General features: G+C 69.4%; 14 protein-coding genes and 1 pseudogene. 6 read left to right on the forward strand and 9 right to left on the reverse strand.

Annotation, left to right across the window (positions count from 1 at the left end; translation table 11 throughout):
• Window positions 1-3: 3 nt before the first annotated feature.
• Window positions 4-2,304, reverse strand: coding sequence for a helicase-associated domain-containing protein (locus AB0F86_RS23985; RefSeq protein WP_356986007.1), 2,301 nt, complete (start codon window positions 2,302-2,304; stop codon window positions 4-6).
• Between the two features lie 39 nt (window positions 2,305-2,343).
• Between AB0F86_RS23985 and AB0F86_RS23990 the strand changes: the two genes are divergently transcribed.
• Window positions 2,344-2,535, forward strand: a complete 192-nt coding sequence (locus AB0F86_RS23990; protein ID WP_225281749.1) for a hypothetical protein — start codon at window positions 2,344-2,346, stop codon at window positions 2,533-2,535.
• A 64-nt stretch (window positions 2,536-2,599) separates the two neighbouring features.
• On the opposite strand, the gene AB0F86_RS23995 is transcribed toward AB0F86_RS23990, so the two are convergent.
• Window positions 2,600-3,208, reverse strand: a complete 609-nt coding sequence (locus AB0F86_RS23995) for a transglycosylase family protein (protein WP_225281750.1) — start codon at window positions 3,206-3,208, stop codon at window positions 2,600-2,602.
• Window positions 3,209-3,576: 368 nt separating this feature from the next.
• Window positions 3,577-3,804 carry a hypothetical protein gene (locus AB0F86_RS24000; protein ID WP_225281751.1) on the reverse strand — a complete coding sequence of 76 codons (228 nt, stop codon included), beginning with the start codon at window positions 3,802-3,804 and terminating at the stop codon, window positions 3,577-3,579.
• A 162-nt stretch (window positions 3,805-3,966) separates the two neighbouring features.
• Here AB0F86_RS24000 and AB0F86_RS24005 point away from each other — a divergent pair, with 162 nt between their 5' ends.
• Entirely contained in the window at window positions 3,967-4,389 is a 423-nt protein-coding gene (locus AB0F86_RS24005; protein ID WP_174550347.1) for a cold-shock protein, read from the forward strand.
• A 186-nt stretch (window positions 4,390-4,575) separates the two neighbouring features.
• Here AB0F86_RS24005 and AB0F86_RS24010 read toward each other — a convergent pair whose 3' ends face one another.
• The 3 genes from AB0F86_RS24010 to AB0F86_RS24020 form a co-directional block, all read right to left on the reverse strand.
• Window positions 4,576-5,094 (reverse strand): DUF2771 family protein, encoded by a 519-nt coding sequence (locus tag AB0F86_RS24010; RefSeq protein ID WP_225281752.1) that lies wholly within the window; start codon window positions 5,092-5,094, stop codon window positions 4,576-4,578.
• Window positions 5,091-6,938 carry an MFS transporter gene (locus tag AB0F86_RS24015; protein ID WP_356986006.1) on the reverse strand — a complete coding sequence of 616 codons (1,848 nt, stop codon included), beginning with the start codon at window positions 6,936-6,938 and terminating at the stop codon, window positions 5,091-5,093. Before AB0F86_RS24015 ends, AB0F86_RS24010 begins: the two co-directional genes overlap by 4 nt.
• Window positions 6,939-7,050: 112 nt before the next feature.
• Window positions 7,051-7,827: a glutaminyl-peptide cyclotransferase gene (locus AB0F86_RS24020; RefSeq protein ID WP_356986005.1), complete on the reverse strand. Its 777-nt coding sequence runs from the start codon at window positions 7,825-7,827 to the stop codon at window positions 7,051-7,053.
• Between the two features lie 8 nt (window positions 7,828-7,835).
• On the opposite strand from AB0F86_RS24020, the pseudogene AB0F86_RS24025 reads away from it, so the two are divergent.
• Together AB0F86_RS24025 and AB0F86_RS24030 are read left to right on the forward strand one after the other, a co-directional pair.
• Window positions 7,836-8,600, forward strand: a pseudogene (locus tag AB0F86_RS24025) (DUF3027 domain-containing protein); the annotation flags it as partial.
• Window positions 8,601-9,220: 620 nt separating this feature from the next.
• Entirely contained in the window at window positions 9,221-12,373 is a 3,153-nt protein-coding gene (locus AB0F86_RS24030; RefSeq protein WP_356986030.1) for an ATP-binding protein, read from the forward strand.
• Here AB0F86_RS24030 and AB0F86_RS24035 read toward each other — a convergent pair.
• On the reverse strand, window positions 12,370-12,996 hold the full coding sequence (locus tag AB0F86_RS24035) for a TetR family transcriptional regulator (RefSeq protein ID WP_225281756.1): 627 nt from the start codon (window positions 12,994-12,996) through the stop codon (window positions 12,370-12,372). The two genes, AB0F86_RS24030 and AB0F86_RS24035, sit on opposite strands and share 4 nt — an antisense overlap.
• Before the next feature lie 119 nt (window positions 12,997-13,115).
• On the opposite strand from AB0F86_RS24035, the gene AB0F86_RS24040 reads away from it, so the two are divergent.
• Window positions 13,116-15,149 carry a neutral/alkaline non-lysosomal ceramidase N-terminal domain-containing protein gene (locus AB0F86_RS24040; RefSeq protein WP_356986004.1) on the forward strand — a complete coding sequence of 678 codons (2,034 nt, stop codon included), beginning with the start codon at window positions 13,116-13,118 and terminating at the stop codon, window positions 15,147-15,149.
• Here AB0F86_RS24040 and AB0F86_RS24045 read toward each other — a convergent pair.
• Window positions 15,146-15,406 carry a DUF2530 domain-containing protein gene (locus AB0F86_RS24045; protein ID WP_225281758.1) on the reverse strand — a complete coding sequence of 87 codons (261 nt, stop codon included), beginning with the start codon at window positions 15,404-15,406 and terminating at the stop codon, window positions 15,146-15,148. The genes AB0F86_RS24040 and AB0F86_RS24045 overlap by 4 nt on opposite strands.
• Before the next feature lie 68 nt (window positions 15,407-15,474).
• Here AB0F86_RS24045 and AB0F86_RS24050 point away from each other — a divergent pair, with 68 nt between their 5' ends.
• Window positions 15,475-15,906 carry a MarR family transcriptional regulator gene (locus AB0F86_RS24050; RefSeq protein ID WP_067492414.1) on the forward strand — a complete coding sequence of 144 codons (432 nt, stop codon included), beginning with the start codon at window positions 15,475-15,477 and terminating at the stop codon, window positions 15,904-15,906.
• Here the strand turns inward: AB0F86_RS24050 and AB0F86_RS24055 are convergent, their stop codons facing one another.
• Entirely contained in the window at window positions 15,907-16,293 is a 387-nt protein-coding gene (locus AB0F86_RS24055) for a YccF domain-containing protein (RefSeq protein WP_225281759.1), read from the reverse strand.
• Window positions 16,294-16,315: the final 22 nt, after the last annotated feature.

Genomic DNA, 16,315 nt, shown 5'->3' on the forward strand with positions numbered 1-16,315 from the left:
CGGTCAGTCCAGGAGAGCCACCGACGCGATGCGGTGGAGGGTGAAGTGGCGGGTGGCTCCGGTCACCGGGTCGACGGCGTCCAGTTGCCCGTTGCCGACCCGGACCGGTTCGACCACCCGCTGACTCGCCACGCCCTGAGCGTCGACGTAACCGATGTTCACCGGGCGGCCGACCCGGGCGGCCAGCTGGAGTAGCGCCAGGGTGGCCTGGGTGCCCGTGCGGGTGCCGTCGGCACGGACCGACTGGGACGTGCGGGCACCCGCCGCGCGCTCGCCCGCGCGCAGTTCGGTGACCAGCTGGGCGAGCTGATCGTCCGACGGCGGGTTGGGTCGGTAGGGTTTGCGTGCCAGGGGGCGCACGGCGATGCGGGCGCCACGCGGCCGCAGGTCGACGATGGCGCCGCCGGAATCCTCGCCCGCGGGCGTGAAGCCCGCTGCCCGGAGCCGCTCGAGGAGTTCACCGAGGGGCGCCTGCGCGATCGCGACCGTGGGGGCGATAGCGCGCAAGGCCAGCGTTTCGGCGACGGGCGCCGACAGCACCTGGGCGAGCAGGGCCGGGTCGTCGCTGCGCAGGAACGATTGCGCCATGCCCGCGCGCAGCTGCCCGTGCCGACGGGCCACGTCGTCGATGAGATAGGTCAGCGACTGGGGGACCGGGGTGCGGGAGTGGTTGGCGAACAAGGCGTGCAACTCCGCGGCGGTGAGTCCGGCGTCGAGCGCGCGGCGCACGGAGGCGTCTCCCACGCGATACACCGTCGCCGCACCCGCGGATTCCACATCGGCGACCAGCGCGATGCGGCTGCGCAATTCGGGCACCAGCGGGCCGGGTGCGATCACGGTGAGGTCGGCCTGCACGAGCACATGATCGACGGGTTCCGGTAGGGCGGCGGTCATCTCGGCCTCGGCATCGGCCACGCTGGTCGGGCTGCCGTGCAGCAGGGCACGGGCGGCCGAATCGAGCGCACCGCGTCCGAGTAGCCCGACGGTCGCCGCCTCGGCGAGGGTCGCGGTCACCACGTCGAGCCGGAAGTGCCTGCGCCGCCTCGGCATTCGCCAGGCGAGCAGTTTCCCGAGATCGGCGGGCGACACCTGGGTGCCGCTGGGGTATTCGGCGAGCAGGCCGAGAATCGCGTGCCGGTCGCGCACCGCGTGCGGGATCCGCAACTCGGCCGACAGCGCCGCGATCGGTTTGTCGGCGGCGTCGCGCAACCCGATCATCCACGGCATCCGGTCCAGCTCGAGCCATGCCTGGGCCAGGGTCACCCAGCGCGTCGCGGGTGGCGCGTCGAGCCAGGCATCGGCGGCGGGTGTCGGTGCCCAGAAGTCGTCGGTGGAATCCAGGTCGGGCGGCGGTTCGGGCAGACCCTTCTCGACGAGCTTCGCGGCGGCGAGCAGTTCGAGTAGCAGGCCGGTGCGCTGCTCGTCCACGCCGGTCTGCTTGGCCAGCCTGCGCAGCTCGCGCACCCCGAGTCCACCGGCGCGCAGCGCGGGTGCGGGAAGTTTGCCGAGCGCGTCGAGCAGGTCGGCGCAGTCGCGCAGCAGCTCTCCCACCTCACCCGCGCCGACGGCGTTCACCTCGGCGGGCGCGTGCTTGGTGAGTGCGGGCTTGGGCGGGGCGAGGGCATGCGGATCGGTGACGGGTTCGCCACGCAACACCTGCCCGACGGTGACCGGCAGTTCGACGGTCTCGTCATCGATCCAGCGCAGCAACCGTGCCGCGAGCAGCCGTTGCACCGGGCGGTCGGCGGGCGCGGCGGGCGCGGCGTCCCTCGTGCGCCCACGCGGACCGGTCGTCGCCAGTTTGTCCAGCAGCGCCCGCTCGGCAGGGGCTGCCGCGTTCAGCGCCGTGCGTATTTCCGGCTCGGTGAGCGCGTCGGGCAGCGCCGTCGTCGCCCCGAGCGGCCAGGGCAGGGCCTCGACGGCACTCGCCGCCAGATGCAGGCCGTCACCGGTCTCCCACACGAGCGCGCGGTCGAGCAACCGGGTGAGCGCGGCGGTGAACGCCGTCTTGGTGACCCGGTCCTTCAGCTGCGCGTGCAGGGCGGTCCGGGTGAGCGGGGTATGCGCGGTGCCGATCGTTCGCGCGTCCTCGTTGGCCGCCAGCGCCTCGATGATCGCGAATTCGAGGGTGTCCAGGTCGTCGGCGGCACGCAGCACCGAGGCCCGCTGTTGAGCACGCACCGCGAGCACCGACATCGACGCGGGCAGCGGCACCGCCAGATCGGGCCGCAACTGCAGCAGTTTCACCAGCTGGGCGTCGGTGCGCGCACCTAGCCAATCGGCGAGAGAGTCGGTCGCGATCATCGGATTCAGAGTACGTGCCTGGTATGCCAGAATGACCCCGTGGTCAACAAATCGAAGAAACCCTACGTCGACAACGGCTGGCCCGAGGTGGCCGACGGCGAGCACGCCGTCACCGAACTGTCGGCGACCCGCGCCGGTAATCTCTCGCCCTTCGGTGAGGACACCGAGTTTCCCGTTCCGGCCGCCACGCTGCCGTATGTACACCCGCAGACTGTCATCAATCGGGTGTAATTCGAACGGGAAAGACAAGAGCCCGCATCCTGGATGAGGATGCGGGCTCTTGTTGTAAGGCCGATCAGGAGGGCAGCAGGCCCTTGTTCGCCTCGAAGAAATCGATGACCGCCGGGTCCAGCTGGGTGCCCTTGGCGTTGTTGACGAAGTCGATGGCCGCCTGCGGCACGGCGACGCCCTGCTGCTGGGCGACGGTGAGGGCGCGATCGACGGCCTGGAACACTTCCTGGCTCGGATCCTGCACCTGCGGGACGCTGACCTCGGGGACCCAGCTCGGGGTCGAAGGCACGGCGCGCTCGGTCGGACCGCTGCTCAGGCCGAGCTTGGCCGAGCAGGAGGGCCAAGCGCCCCAACCCTGGGAAGCGAGAACCTTTTCGGCGACCGCGATCTGCTGTTCGCGGGTGGCCTGGTTTGCGGTGGCGGCGTACTCCCCGCCGCCGTGTGCGGCCCAGGTGGAGGGCGAGAACTGCAGCCCACCCTGGTAGCCGTTGCCGGTGTTGATACCCCAGTTGCCGCCGGCTTCACACTGTGCGAGGCGATCCCAGTCGGAGTCGGGGGCCGCGCTGGCGTTTCCTGCGAGGGCAGCGGCTGCGGTGCCGAAGATGGCGCCGGTGACGGCGACCTTGGCAGCAGTGCGCCCGGTGGAAGTCGGCTTGCGGTGGCGTCCACTCATATCGGGTTTCTTCCTCTCGTTCGCACCTGCATGTGGTCCGGACTGAGAGGTCTCCCGGTCCGCCCTCACCCCTTGATTCCAATCGGGGTCCGGTACCCGCGGGGTGAGGTTCGGTGCGGCGGGCCGGTGGTTCCGGGGGCCTGCCCCGGCTGAGAGAAACGGTACGACGGTCAGCGGGGAAAGTCACTATTTGGTAACCCGCGTGTGCGGGTGGGTCTCGGGGTGGTCTCAGGGTTGTCCCGGAGCCGTCCGCGCAGGTAGTCGCGATGCGAGATGTTCGAGACCGTTGCACGCACAGTTCGTAACCATGCCGTTATGTGACGAGGATCACACAAGAGCCTGGGTATCGATCCATGGGGGTAACCGGTTCACCGGGCCCGTCGACCCGACCAGAGGGCGAACCCGATCGCCAGCAGGAAGCCCACCGGCGCGAGCATGGCGAGCAGATACAGCCACAGGCCCGGTTCCGCGTCGGACACGATCGGTGTCACGAAGATGGCGACGACGGCCAGGATCCCGATCCCGAACAGCGCGAGCGCCACCTGCAGCACCCGATCACTGGAACGACGCGCGGGCGGTTGAGGTGAGTTGGTCACCGGTGCACCGTAAAACTGATGTGCTCGCGGTATAGCCACCGGGGTAGACTCTGACCACATCGCGTCCTGCCTTGTTGTGGGGCGCGTTCTTTTCGCGACAAGCAGCAGGTAGTAACCCGGGCCACAAGGGTTCGGGTATCGAATGATGAACGGGTGAGCGCAGTGCCGACCGGCCGGGTGAAGTGGTACGACGTCGAGAAGGGCTTCGGCTTCCTTTCCCAAGACGAGGGCGAGGACGTCTACGTCCGCTCCTCCGCGCTGCCCGAAGGAGTCGAGGGACTCAAGCCGGGTCAGCGGGTCGAGTTCGGGATGGCCGCCGGTCGTCGCGGTCCGCAGGCGCTGAGCCTCAAGCTGCTCGAGGCGCCCCCGACCGTCGCCCGCGGTGAGCGTGGCGCGCAGCCCGCCCGCAAGGACGCGGGCCCGCGCAAGTCGCCCGACGAGCTGCACGGCCTGGTCGAGGACATGATCACCCTGCTCGAGACCAAGGTCCAGCCCGACCTGCGCCGCGGCAAGTACCCGGACCGCAAGATGTCCCAGCGCATCTCCGAAGTGGTCCGCGCGGTCGCCCGCGAACTGGACCACTGAGCTTTTGGAGCGCTGGCGCGCTCGAGTTCGCGGCCCCGCAAGTCCCGACGATCAGGCACCGTTGCTTGCTCCTTCGTCGCCTACGCAACGGCGCCTGATCGTCGGGACGGCCGCGAACCGCCGCTTCGCGGCGGACCCTCCTCGAGGTCGGGTCGTGGTGGTCCGGAAGCGGCGGGAACCGTGCGATCAGGGCTGCGGGGTGCCCACGCGCCAGAGGCCGTGCACGTCGTACATCTCCTGGCCGGTGGCCGGGTCGGTGTAGACGATCGGCAGCCGCAGCTCGAAGCCCGCGAGGCGCAGTTCGGGTTCCGGCTGGGTGTCCAGGCTCAGGAAACGGGTGCCCGACGGGTAGTCGATGAAGCTCAGGATGCGTTCGAACTGCTCGCCGTTCGGGCGTTCGTAGACGGTGACGACGATCCACGGCGCCTCGGCGATGCTGGTCGGCAGCGACACCTGCACCGGCTTACCGGAGGTGGCCGGGATGTAGTACGTCGACTCGTCGTTGACGCACTCCCCGTTCGACAGCTCGCAGTACCCGTACGGCTCGACGACGACGGACTCGCCGTTCGCGAACACGGTGAGTTCGGGATAGTGCTTCGGCGCCTTGGACACGGCGTAGGCCACCACACCTGCGGTCACCGCGGCCAGGGCCAGCAGGCCCACCGCGACCAGCGCGAAGATCGTGCGGACGTTGGGCTTGCTCACCAGTGTGGGTCTCCTGTTTCGCGGGGATGGGTCGGCACTTCCTGCTCGGCGTGCTGGGGGCGGTTGCCGCCGAAGCCCGGCAGCAGGGTGTGCCCGGTATAGCTGACGAAGGTCTGCGCGAGCCCGGCAACCAGGATCACGCTGATCACCGCGAAACCCTTCCAGAACTCGGTCGGCAGCAGCACACCGGCCGCCCCGCCGATCACCCAGCTCAACTGCAGAACGGTCTCCGACCGGCCGAAACCCGAGGCGATCGACTCGGGTGGCAGGTCGTCCTGGATGGCCGCGTCGAGCGATACCTTGGCCAGCGCGCTGGCCGCCGACGCGACGAGCGCGGCCACCGCGGCGCCGAACAGATTGCCGGTGAACACCGCGAACAGGGCGACCGCCACACACGCCGCGGTGCAGCCGAGCACCACCAGCGCGGGCCTGCCGAGCTGTAATCGCGCGCCGGTGGCGTTGCCGCCGAAATTGCCGAAACCGGCGGCCACACCGACGAGGCCGAGCATGGCCGCCTGCTCGGTCGGACTGCCGCCGGAGCCCTTGGCGACGAAGGCGATGTAGAAGGTCAGGAACCCGGTGAGCACCCGGATGGAACTGTTGCCCCACAGTCCGGTGACCACCGCGCGGCCGAGCGGTTGCCTGCGTTTCCTGGCGGGCACGGCCGATTCCTTGCCCGGTTCGAGTACTTCGGTGCGCGCGTCGGAGCCGTGGTAGGTCAGCGTGGTCGGCACCTCACCCTCGGTGACCTCCACCCACGACGGGATCCGCAGGCTCAGGTAGGCGCCCGCGATCGCGATGCCCGTGGCGAATACCAGTGCACCGGTGGAGCCGGCGGCGAGCGCGGCGAGCGCGGCCAGCGCACCCGCCCCGATCGTGCCGCCGACCAGGCCGAACACCGTCAGCCGCGAATTCGTTCGGACCAGGTCGATGTCCGGTGGCAGCACGCGCGGCGTCACCGCGCTCTTGAGTACCGCGAACGATTTCGAGCCGACCATCATGCACAGGGCGAGCGGATACAGCCCCCAGGTGTCGATATTGAAGATCAGCAGCACCGCGAACAGCGCCCGCAACCCGAAGGTCGTGGCCAGCGCCAGCCTGCGTCCGCGTTGCAGCCGGTCCAGCAGCGGCCCGATCAGCGGTGCGATCACCGCGAACGGCGCGATGGTGATGAGCAGATACAGCGCCACCTTGGTTTTCGACTCGGCGGTCGCGCTCGCGAAGAACAAGGTGTTGGCCAGGGCGACGGCGATCGCGGCGTCGAGCGCGAAGTTGGCCATCGTGGCGTAGGTGAGGGCGGTCAGCCCCGATTGGTCGGCGCCGTCGGCCTTGGCCGCGCGCTGGAAGGTGGCGATACCGCGTTCGGTGAGTTCGCGACTGCGCATCGCGGCCACGCGGGTGACCGTCAGTTTGCGCGGCACCCGCTGCTTGGGCGGTTCGTCGGCGGGTTCGTCGGCCCGGGGGAGCGGGCGGGTTCCTGCCGGTCCGTCGAGTGGATCGGGGTGCGGATGGCTGCCGACCGGTCCTTCGTGGTCCGGGCGGGCGCCTCCCGGTACGTCGGGATGGTCCGGGTGCGAGCGGCCGCCTGCCGGTGTGTGCGGTGGACCGGCGCCGTTGCGTTTCGGACTCGCCAGCGGCGTGGTTGCGCCGGGGTCGGGATCGCGCCCGAATCGGCCGCGCGAGCGAACCGGCGCGGTCGGTGGCTCGATGTGTGGGAAGACCTTGCGCGGCGGGGATGGGGGCGGGTACTGCCCGAAGCCGGGGTGCCGACCGGGTGGTGCACCCGAGGCACTGCCGTCCCGGCGACCACGGTCAGGACCGGATGGATCGCGGGGAGTAGTCACAGCCCAATTCTGTCGTACTCGCGCTTTCGGCGTTCACTCGCGGGCGAGCAGTGTCGGACACACTTGGTCGGACGGGTCGACCTGAACGGCCCCGACGACCGCGCCCGTCACTTCAGCGGGGCACGAATCGCACCTCGAACAGTCGCGGCCAGTACTTGCCGGTGAGCAGGAACCGGTCGGTGCCCGGTAGGTGGGCGATGCCGTTGAGGACGTCGGTGCGCTTGCGTTCGGTGGCGGTGAGCAGGCCGCTCGCGTCGATGATCGCGGTGATACGGCCGGTGTCGGGGTCGATGCGCAGGATGTCGTCGGTGGGGAAGTTGTTGGCGTAGACGGTGCCGTCGGGTGCGCAGTCGAGTTCGTTCGGTTTCGGGTCGTCGAGGCCCTGCAGGGTCACCGACCCGGTCTCGGCGAAGGTCAGCGGGTCGCGGAAGGTGAGTTTCGGGGTGCCGTCGCTCATCACGAGGCGGCCCGGCTGGGCACACAGTCCCCAGCCCTCGCCCTCGAAGGTGGCGCGGCCGGTTTCGGCGAGGGTGTGCGGGTCGCGGGCGAAGGCGACGCCGTCGCGCCAGGTCAGTTGCCAGACGATGTCGCCCGCCCGGGTGAGTCCCTCGCCGAACATCCGGCCGGGCAGGTCGACGCGGGCCCGCTCCACACCCGAGACCTGGTCGGTGACGCGGATGTTCGACACGCCCCACATGCCGGTGCCTTCGTAACGCAATCCGTCGACCACCTCGAGCCCCTGGGTGAACGCCGACGGATCGTGCGGTGACGAGCCGATCACCTCCACCCGCCAGCGCGGCGGACCGGACTGATCCTGGCCCCCGCAGGAGCTCACGCCGAGCACGCTGACCAGCACTGCGACGGCCAACGAACTCCGATTGCACTTCATACGGCAAAATGTATGCCGTGAGCGCAGTATCTGTTTCGGAGTCCGGCGTGCGTCCCGTTCTGGCCCAGGCGGCCGAGGTCGCACTTCGTGCGCTCGTCGAGCTGGAACCCGACGGGGTCGGAGCCCATCTGGGGGTGACCGCCGAGGACGACTCGTCGGCCACCCACCGGTTCGAGGCGACCCTGCCCGGCTACCGGGGTTGGCAGTGGGCCGTCGTGGTGGCCGCGCCGCCCGGTGCCGACCACGCGACCGTCAGCGAGTCGGCCCTGCTGCCCGGCCCCGACGCCCTGATCGCCCCCGAGTTCGTCCCGTGGGAGCAGCGCGTGCGCCCCGGCGACCTCGGCCCCGGCGACCTGCTCGCCCCGCCCGCCGACGATCCGCGCCTGGTCCCCGGTTACGTCGCCACCGGCGACCCGGTGATCGACGAGGTGGCCCGCGAGGTCGGCCTCGGCCGCACCCAGGTGCTCAGCCTCGAGGGTCGCCTCGAAGCCGCCCAGCGCTGGTACAGCGAATACGGCCCCGACACCGAGATGGCCAAGGCCGCCCCCTCCACCTGCGGCCTGTGCGGCTTCTTCCTGCCCCTGGCCGGCGCCCTGCGCGAAACCTTCGGCGTGTGCGCCAACGCGATGGGTGCCGACGGCCATGTGGTGCACGTCGAATACGGCTGCGGCGCCCACTCCGATGTCGTCGCACCCTCCGGCAACGGTTCCCCCCGCTACGAAGCCTTCGACGACCACGCCGTCGACTACGTCGACATCGCCCCCCAGGAAACCGCCGAAGCCGAAGCGGTCGACGCGGCAGCAGCCGCCCGCAAGGCCCGCGCCGAAGGTGAGCTCCCGGAATCCCCGGAAGAGGTCATCGCCGCCGAAGCCAACACCGACCTCGCCGCTGTCGCACCGCTCGTCGGCCTCGCGTCGGTATCGGCGACCACCGACCCGGCCGAGGCATCGAGCAACCCTGAATCCGTCGCGGACGCAGCGGTTTCCCCTTCGGCAGCCGAAGCCACCACGGAGTCGGCCGAGTCGACCTCGATCGCGACCGCCGCTGAGGCGACCGGTACCGCCGACGCGGAAGTGCCGACTGCCGCTGACGTCGTCACCGAGGCCGGTGCCGCTGACCGGGCCGGCGATGCTGCTGTGCCAACGGCTCCGGTGGCCGAGGCCGATGTCGCTGATACTCGCAACCAGGATGTCGCCCCGCCTGAGGATGCTCCCGTAACCGATTCCGCTGCGGCCGAAGGTTCGGGTGTGGAGACTGATGACGCCGGGGCTGGTTCGTCGGGAGGTGCCGACGCGGGTGCGGCGGATTCGGCCGCCGATGCTGCTTCCGCCGAGGGTGATTCCGGTGTGACGCACGTCGTGGGCGCCGGGGAGCGCGGATCGTCGGTGGGGCGCTGAACGCTGGGGCGGACCCGTTCGGTACCGCGGGGCTGCGGGCCGGAGTTCTTGCCGCGTGGCGGGATTCGCCGACGCGGCTGCGCGAGGACAGCGCGGGTGAGGCCGATCTGGTCGCCGCGGGCTATCGGGATCGGGTGCTCACCGAGCTGGCGCAGAACGCGGCCGACGCGGCGGTGCAGGGCGGTGTGCCCGGTGAGCTGACGGTGCGGATCGTCGACCGGCAGTTGCATGTCGCCAATACCGGTGCACCGCTGAGTGTTTCAGGTGTACACGCGCTCACGGCGCTGCGTGCCTCGGGCAAGGACGACGGCGCGCAGGTCGGCCGTTTCGGCGTCGGCTTCACCGCGGTGCGTTCCGTCGGCGACGAAGTGGAGATCCGCTCCATCACGGGTTCCATCCGCTTCTCCCTCATGGCCACCTTGAACGCCCTGCACGACAACGGCATCACCCACCCCGAAGACCTCACCCCACCGGCCCTCCGCCTGGCCTGGCCCATCCCGACCACCCCACCCTCGGGCGCCGACACCGAAGTCGTCATCCATCTCCGCGACGACATCGACCCCATCACCCTCCTCACCTCGATGTGCGCCGAGGCCCCCGACCTCCTACTCGAACTCCCCGCCCTCCACCGAATCCGCATAGCGGACAGCGAATTCACCAGCGTCACAACCCTCCTCGACCACCCCGCCCCGCCACACGGCAGCGCGAACGCCACACCTGGCGCCGATTTCGCGGCCGAGGCTGCCCACGTCGATACGGCCCCACGCCCTGACGCGGAGCCGGGCAACGCGATCTCGATTGCCGCGCCGACGTCCGAAGGGGCCGCGGAAATTGCCCATGCTCCTGGACTCGGTACGAAGGCCCATGTGGGCCCGCCGGTGGGCACCCTCACCAAGCTGACCATCACCGGACCCGACGGCACCCAAAACTGGTGGCAGTACCGCAGCGCCCGTGCGCGCTGGCTGCTCCCGCTGACCAACGGTCGCCCGGTCCCCGCCGCGCCGGATGTCCTGCGCGCGCCAACTCGTTCGGACGAGGAACTGTCCCTCCCGGCAATCCTCGTAGCCGACATCGCCATGCAACCCGACCGCCGCAGGCTGCTTCCCGGCGCTCGCCTGCACGAAATCGCCTCGGGATACGCCGATTTCGCCCGCGCCTTGCCGCCGGCGGACCGCCTCGTCCTCGTCCCCACCCCCGCGTTCGCCCGCAGCGAGGCCGACGCTCTCCTCCGCGAAGCGATCATCACCGAACTCCGCACGAACCCGTGGCTTCCGGTCTGCCCGACCCGCGACCGCTCAGACCACGAATTCGATTCGAACCAAGAGGAATTCCACGCCCTCACCGGGACGAGTTTCGAGTCCACTGATCGTCACAACTCATCTGTCGGAGTCGACCAGGACACCTTCGGCAAGGACATGATTACCGCCGAAGTATCCGCCCTCGACAACTCGTCCGTAGGCACCGCGCAGCACCTCGGCACCTTCGAGCCAGCCGAACCCGCCCGCTCGGCAAGCGTCGAAATACCCACTCGCGCCTCCGTATTCCCTGACTTGACGCCGGAACTGGCCGCGATCCTCGCCGACCTCACCGGCCGCCTGGTCATCCCGGAACTCTCGACCCGCTCCGCCCAGGAAAAGCTGACAGTCCTCGACGTCCACCGCCTGTCGTCGGCCGCCCTGGCCGACCTCACCACCGGCCTCGAACGAGACCCGCACTGGTGGCGCACCTTCTACTCCACGCTGGAACCCTTCGTCACCGATTCGAGGACCGCCGAGGAATTCGGCGCCTTGGCCGTGCCCCTGGCCGACGGCCGCCTGGTCACCGGCCCGCGCACCGTCGTCCTCGACGACCAGCTCACCGTCGCCGTCCCGGTCCACTGGGCCCGCCTGGTACATCCGGACGCCACCCACCCGCTGCTGGCCCGCCTCGGTGCCCGCAGCGCCTCGGCCACCGACCTGCTCACCGATCCCGGCCTGCGCGACCTCCTCGAACACGATCCGGCCGACCCGGACACCGTCACCGCGGTATTGCACCTGGCCCAGTTCGTGAGCGCCGACGAACTCCCCGACTGGCTCGGCCTGCTCGAATTGCCCGACGACACAGGCGAACTGCGTCCGGCCGACGAACTCCTCCTCCCCGGCGCACCGCTGGCCGAGGTGCTGGTCGACGACTCACCCTTCGGTACGGTCGCCGAATCGACGGTCGCCGAGTTCGGCGAACAAGCCTTGCGCGCGATCGGTGTCGGCTGGGATTTCGCCGTCGTCACCGACCCCGACCCACTCGGCCCCGACCACGACCTGGACGACGAATCCGCCTGGTGGAACGGCCTTCCCGAAGACCCACGCGAACTCGTCGCCGTCCGCGACCTCGACCTGGTCGACGACACCCGCTGGCCGCAGGCCCTGCGCACCATGCTCGCGGAACCACGCACCCGCGCCCTCCTCGCCGACCGTGACGGTTACACCACCTGGTGGCTACACCGCCACGCCCACATCGATGGCATCCCTCTCGGCCGCTACCGCCACCCGGACGACACCGAATTCGCCGGTCTGCTCCCACCTTTCACGGCAGCCGACCCCGACGCCCTCCGTCAGGTCCTCGTCCGTCCCGACGTGATGACCCCCGAGCTGGCCGAGGAACTCCTCGACGCGCTCGCCGACCCATCGAAAGCCCCGACCCCCGAGACGGTTTCGCGCACTCATGCCCGCCTGGCCGCCGCCGTCGCGTCCGGCGCGCTCGACCCACGCGAACTAGACCTCCCCGAGCAGGTCAGGACACTGGCGGGAACGGTGGTCGACGCCGAGTCGGCCATGGTCATCGACCGGCCCTGCTTCGGCCTCGTCATTCCGGCCGAGCGCCTGGTGGTAGGCGACCCGGAACATGCCGAGGCCCTCGCCGCACTGCTCGACCTACCGCTGGTGTCCGACCAGGTGAGCGCCGAGGTGCTCGGTACCGGCAGGCAGAGCACCTGGGCCACGGAACCGCTCGGCGTGGTGCTGCGGCAGCTGTGGTCACCGCCGCACACCACCGGCACCCTCGTGCTGCACGAAGTTCTCGAGATCTTTCTGCGGGGCGAGTTCTCGGGCACGGTGCGGGTGCCGTGGTGGGACGTCGACGGCACCGTGCACGTGCAGGTGCCGCGCGGTTAGGTCGCGTGCGCGGTGACCATCTCGGCGAGCAGGTCGAGCTGGGCCTGCACCGCGTCGCTGTCGTCGTCGACGAGCCAGCGCAGCACGATGCCGTCGATGACGCTGAGGATGAAGCGGCTCAGCTGGGGGAGCGGGATGTTCCAGTCGCAGCCGGTGGCGTCGCGGCAGTGGTCCATCACGTCGGCGACGGTGCTGTCGTTGAACTTGTACTGCTCGCGGGCGATGGCGAGTTTGGCCGGGGTCGACTCACCCTCGCGCAGCGCGTAGGTGGTGGTCTCGTAGGTGAGCAGCTGACGTTCGGGGGTGGCCTCGATGTTGCGCCACATCAGTTCCAGCCCTTGGCGAACCAATTTCTGAAGCGCTTCTTTTCCTGTTCCGGTATCGGCCCAGACAGTTTCATCCGCATCGACGGAATCGCGTAATTCCATCGAGAGCGCTTTGACCAGCTCGGTCATCAGCGCGTCCTTGTTTTCGAAACAGTAATGCACCACACCGAGCGAGACGCCCGCCGCTTGGGCGACATCGCGTGTGGTCACGCCCGCCACGCCCTTTTTCTCGGCGAGACCGATCGCTGCCTCTATCAGGTGGGCTCGTCGTTCTTCGACGCTCAATCGGGAGGACACCTGTGCGAGTTAAGCGCTCACGTCGCGAACAGTCAATTCGCCGAACCGCCGCGAATTCCTGGACAGGCGACCAGTTGTATGGTTGTCTGCGTCACACCACCCGTGAAGGAGCTGTTCGGATGCCTGTGAACCGTCGTGCCGTGCTGGCTGCCTCGACGCTGGGGATTCCCCTCGTCGCGGCCATGGGAGCTCACGGAGCGTCGAAGGCGCACGCCGAATCCGCGCGCGGTGGATTCGAATTCGGGCTCGGTATCGCCGATCTCACGGGGCCCGCCGCGGAATGCGGCATGATGGGCTACTCACAACTCGAACAGACCACGGCGGGAATTCATCTGCGCCCGCGAGCGCGCGCGTTCGTGATCGAATCGGGCGGAAATCGGGTCGCGTTCGTCGCGGTGGAGAACGGCGCGTTGTTCCAGTCAGTGCACCGGGGTGTACTGCTCGCGCTGGCGCGCCGATTCGGTGATCGGTATACCGAACGAAATGTCGTCCTCACTTCGACTCACACGCATTCCAGTTGTGGCGGTTCCGCGCACGATTACGCCTATACGCTCGCGACGCTCGGATTCCAGCAGCAGGTCTACGACACCGAAGTCGACGGCATCGTCGAGGCGATCGCCGCCGCCGACGCCGACCTCGCGCCGGGCACAGTGGCGCTCGGCCGCGCCGAATTGCGCGACGCGAGCGTGAACCGTTCGCGGGTGGCCTTCGACCGCAATCCGGCCGAAGACCGCGCGGCCTTCCCGGATGCGATCGACCCGGCGGTCACCACCCTCGTCTTCCGCCGTGGCGCGAAGGAGGTCGGCGCGCTCACCTGGTTCGCCACCCACAACACGTCGATGACCAACAAGAACCGGCTCATCAGCTCCGACAACAAGGGCTACGCCAGCTACGCCGCCGAGCACCTGGAACACGGCGTGCGCCACCTCGACGGCGAGCCGTCGTATCTGGCCGCGTTCGTGCAGACCAATGCCGGTGACATGTCCCCGAATCTCGCGCTCGCGCCGGGCATCGGCCCGACCGACGACGAGTTCGACAACACCCGGATCATCGGCGAACGCCAGTACACCGCCTCGAGAGCCGCTGCCGAACAGGCGGCACCGATCACGAGCGCGATCGATTCGCTGCTGTGCTACGTCGATCTCGCGGCCGTGACGGTCGAGGGCCGCTTCACCCCCGACGGCGCACCACACCGCACCGCGCCGGCCGCCGCGGGCCTCTCACTGGCGGCGGGCAGCGTGGAGGACGGCCCGGGCTTGCCCGGCGGACCCATTCCCGAGGGTGTACGTAACCCGCTGGTGGACTTTCTGGGCGGAATCGACCATCCCCACCCGGCCTGGCTGGCCGACGCTCAGGCGCCCAAGGCGATCTTCGCCCCGCTCGGGTTGATGCCGCCGGTGCCGTGGGTGCCGAATGTGGTTCCGCTTCAGCTGATCCGGCTCGGTGACCTCTACGTGGCCGCCGCCGGAGCCGAATTCACCATCGTCGCCGGCTTGCGCGTGCGGCGAGCGGTCGCGCAGGCGCTCGGCGTCGGCGTGGAACAGGTGCTGTTGCAGGGCTATTCGAATGCCTACCACCAGTACGTCACCACGCCGGAGGAATACGACGCGCAACAGTACGAAGGCGCGTCGACGCTGTTCGGCCGCTACACGTTGTGCGCGTATGTGCAGGAATTCACCAGGCTGGCGGAGGCTTTCGTGGCGGGCGCGGTCCCGGGTCGCGGTCCCGCACCGCGCGACGTCTCCGCCTTGCAGCCGAATTTCGCCGCCGCGTCGGGCCCGGACGCGACACCGTCCGGCCGGAATTTCGGTGATGTCGTGCGCCGGCCCGAGCGCACAGCTCGCGGCGGCCGGGTGGAAGCCGAATTCGTCTCGGCTCATCCGAAACACAATCCGCGACGCGGCGGAACCTTCCTCGAGGTGCAGCGCCGAACCGGGAACGGCTGGGTCCGGGTGGCCAACGAGGGGGAGTGGGATGTGCGGTTCTACTGGCGGAAACAGGACGCCGCGGTCTCGATCGCCCATTTCGTCTGGGACATCCCGGTCGGCGCGGAACCGGGAACGCACCGGTTCGTGCACTTCGCCGACGCGCTCGGCGCCGACGGCGTGCTTCGCCCGTTCACCGGGACGAGCGACGAGTTCGAGGTCGTCTAGTCCTCGGTGAGGCCCACCTGGGCGCCCTTGTCGCCCCGCAGGGCCGACCGCCGCTGTGCCAGCCAGATCGCCGAGCCGAGCACGCCGACGAACAGGCCCATCAGGCACACCGACCGGGCATCGGCCCAGGCCGGGACCACGAAAGCCAGCACGGTGGCCACCGCCCAGGCGGCGAAGCCGAGCAGCACAACCGGGCGTGGATCGACCAGGCTTCGCGGCAGGTGCGGCATCTCGCGGCTGACGGGTCCGGCATCCATACCCAAACAGTAGCGCCCTGAAACCCATCAGGGGGCACAGCCGTACCGTAGAGTTCTGCACTGTGACAGTGCCATCCGACGTCCGTGCCCTCGCCGGTGATCTCTCGCTGGCGGTTGTGCGGCTCACGCGACACCTGCGCGGCCGCCGTGCCGAGGCGCAGATCTCGCTCACTCAGCTGTCGGCCCTGGCCACCCTCGCTCGCGACGGCGCGATGACGCCCGGCAATCTCGCGGGCAAGGAACGCGTGCAGCCGCCGTCGATGACCCGCGTGATCGCCTCCCTCGCCGACCTCGAGTTGGTCCAGCGCAGACCGCATCCCACCGACGGACGCCAGATCATCGTGTCGCTGTCACCCGCCGGCCGGGCGCTGGTCGCCGACGAGACGCACGCGCGCGAAGCCTGGATGACCGAGCAGCTGTCCAATCTGAGCCCGGAGCAGCTCGCGGTGCTCGATCAGGCCGTGGCGATCATGAACCAGATCATCGCGGGTTCGGAGTAGTCAGTCCTGCTGCGGTACCACCTCGTGGCCGAGCGGGAACAGCGACAGCGGAACCAGTTTGAGATTGGCCCAGGCGAACGGCAGCCCGATGATCGTCACCGCCAGCGCCACACTGGTGAACACGTGGCCGAGCGCCAGCCACCAACCGGCGAAGACGAACCAGATGATGTTGCCCAGCAGCGACCCCGCCCCGGCGCTCGGCTTGTCGACGACCGTGCGTCCGAAGGGCCACAGCACGTAACCGGCCAGCCGCAACGACGCGATGCCGAACGGGATCGTGACGATCAGGACGAAGCAGATCAGCGCCGCGAACAGGTAGCCGACTGCCATCCAGAACCCGCAGAGCACCACCCACAGAATGTTCAAGATCAACTGAACCAGCTTCATGCTTCCAGCATGCCAGGATGAT

The sequence above is a fragment of the Nocardia sp. NPDC023733 genome (assembly GCF_040639775.1).
Lineage (GTDB): Bacteria > Actinomycetota > Actinomycetes > Mycobacteriales > Mycobacteriaceae > Nocardia > Nocardia rosealba.

Coding starts and splice junctions, on each gene's coding strand:
- AB0F86_RS23985 (WP_356986007.1), bottom strand. CDS start 2,304: ATGATCGCGACCGACTCTCTCGCCGATTGGCTAGGTGCGCGCACCGAC.
- AB0F86_RS23995 (WP_225281750.1), bottom strand. CDS start 3,208: ATGAGTGGACGCCACCGCAAGCCGACTTCCACCGGGCGCACTGCTGCC.
- AB0F86_RS24020 (WP_356986005.1), bottom strand. CDS start 7,827: ATGAAGTGCAATCGGAGTTCGTTGGCCGTCGCAGTGCTGGTCAGCGTG.
- AB0F86_RS24040 (WP_356986004.1), top strand. CDS start 13,116: ATGCCTGTGAACCGTCGTGCCGTGCTGGCTGCCTCGACGCTGGGGATT.
- AB0F86_RS24045 (WP_225281758.1), bottom strand. CDS start 15,406: ATGGATGCCGGACCCGTCAGCCGCGAGATGCCGCACCTGCCGCGAAGC.
- AB0F86_RS24055 (WP_225281759.1), bottom strand. CDS start 16,293: ATGAAGCTGGTTCAGTTGATCTTGAACATTCTGTGGGTGGTGCTCTGC.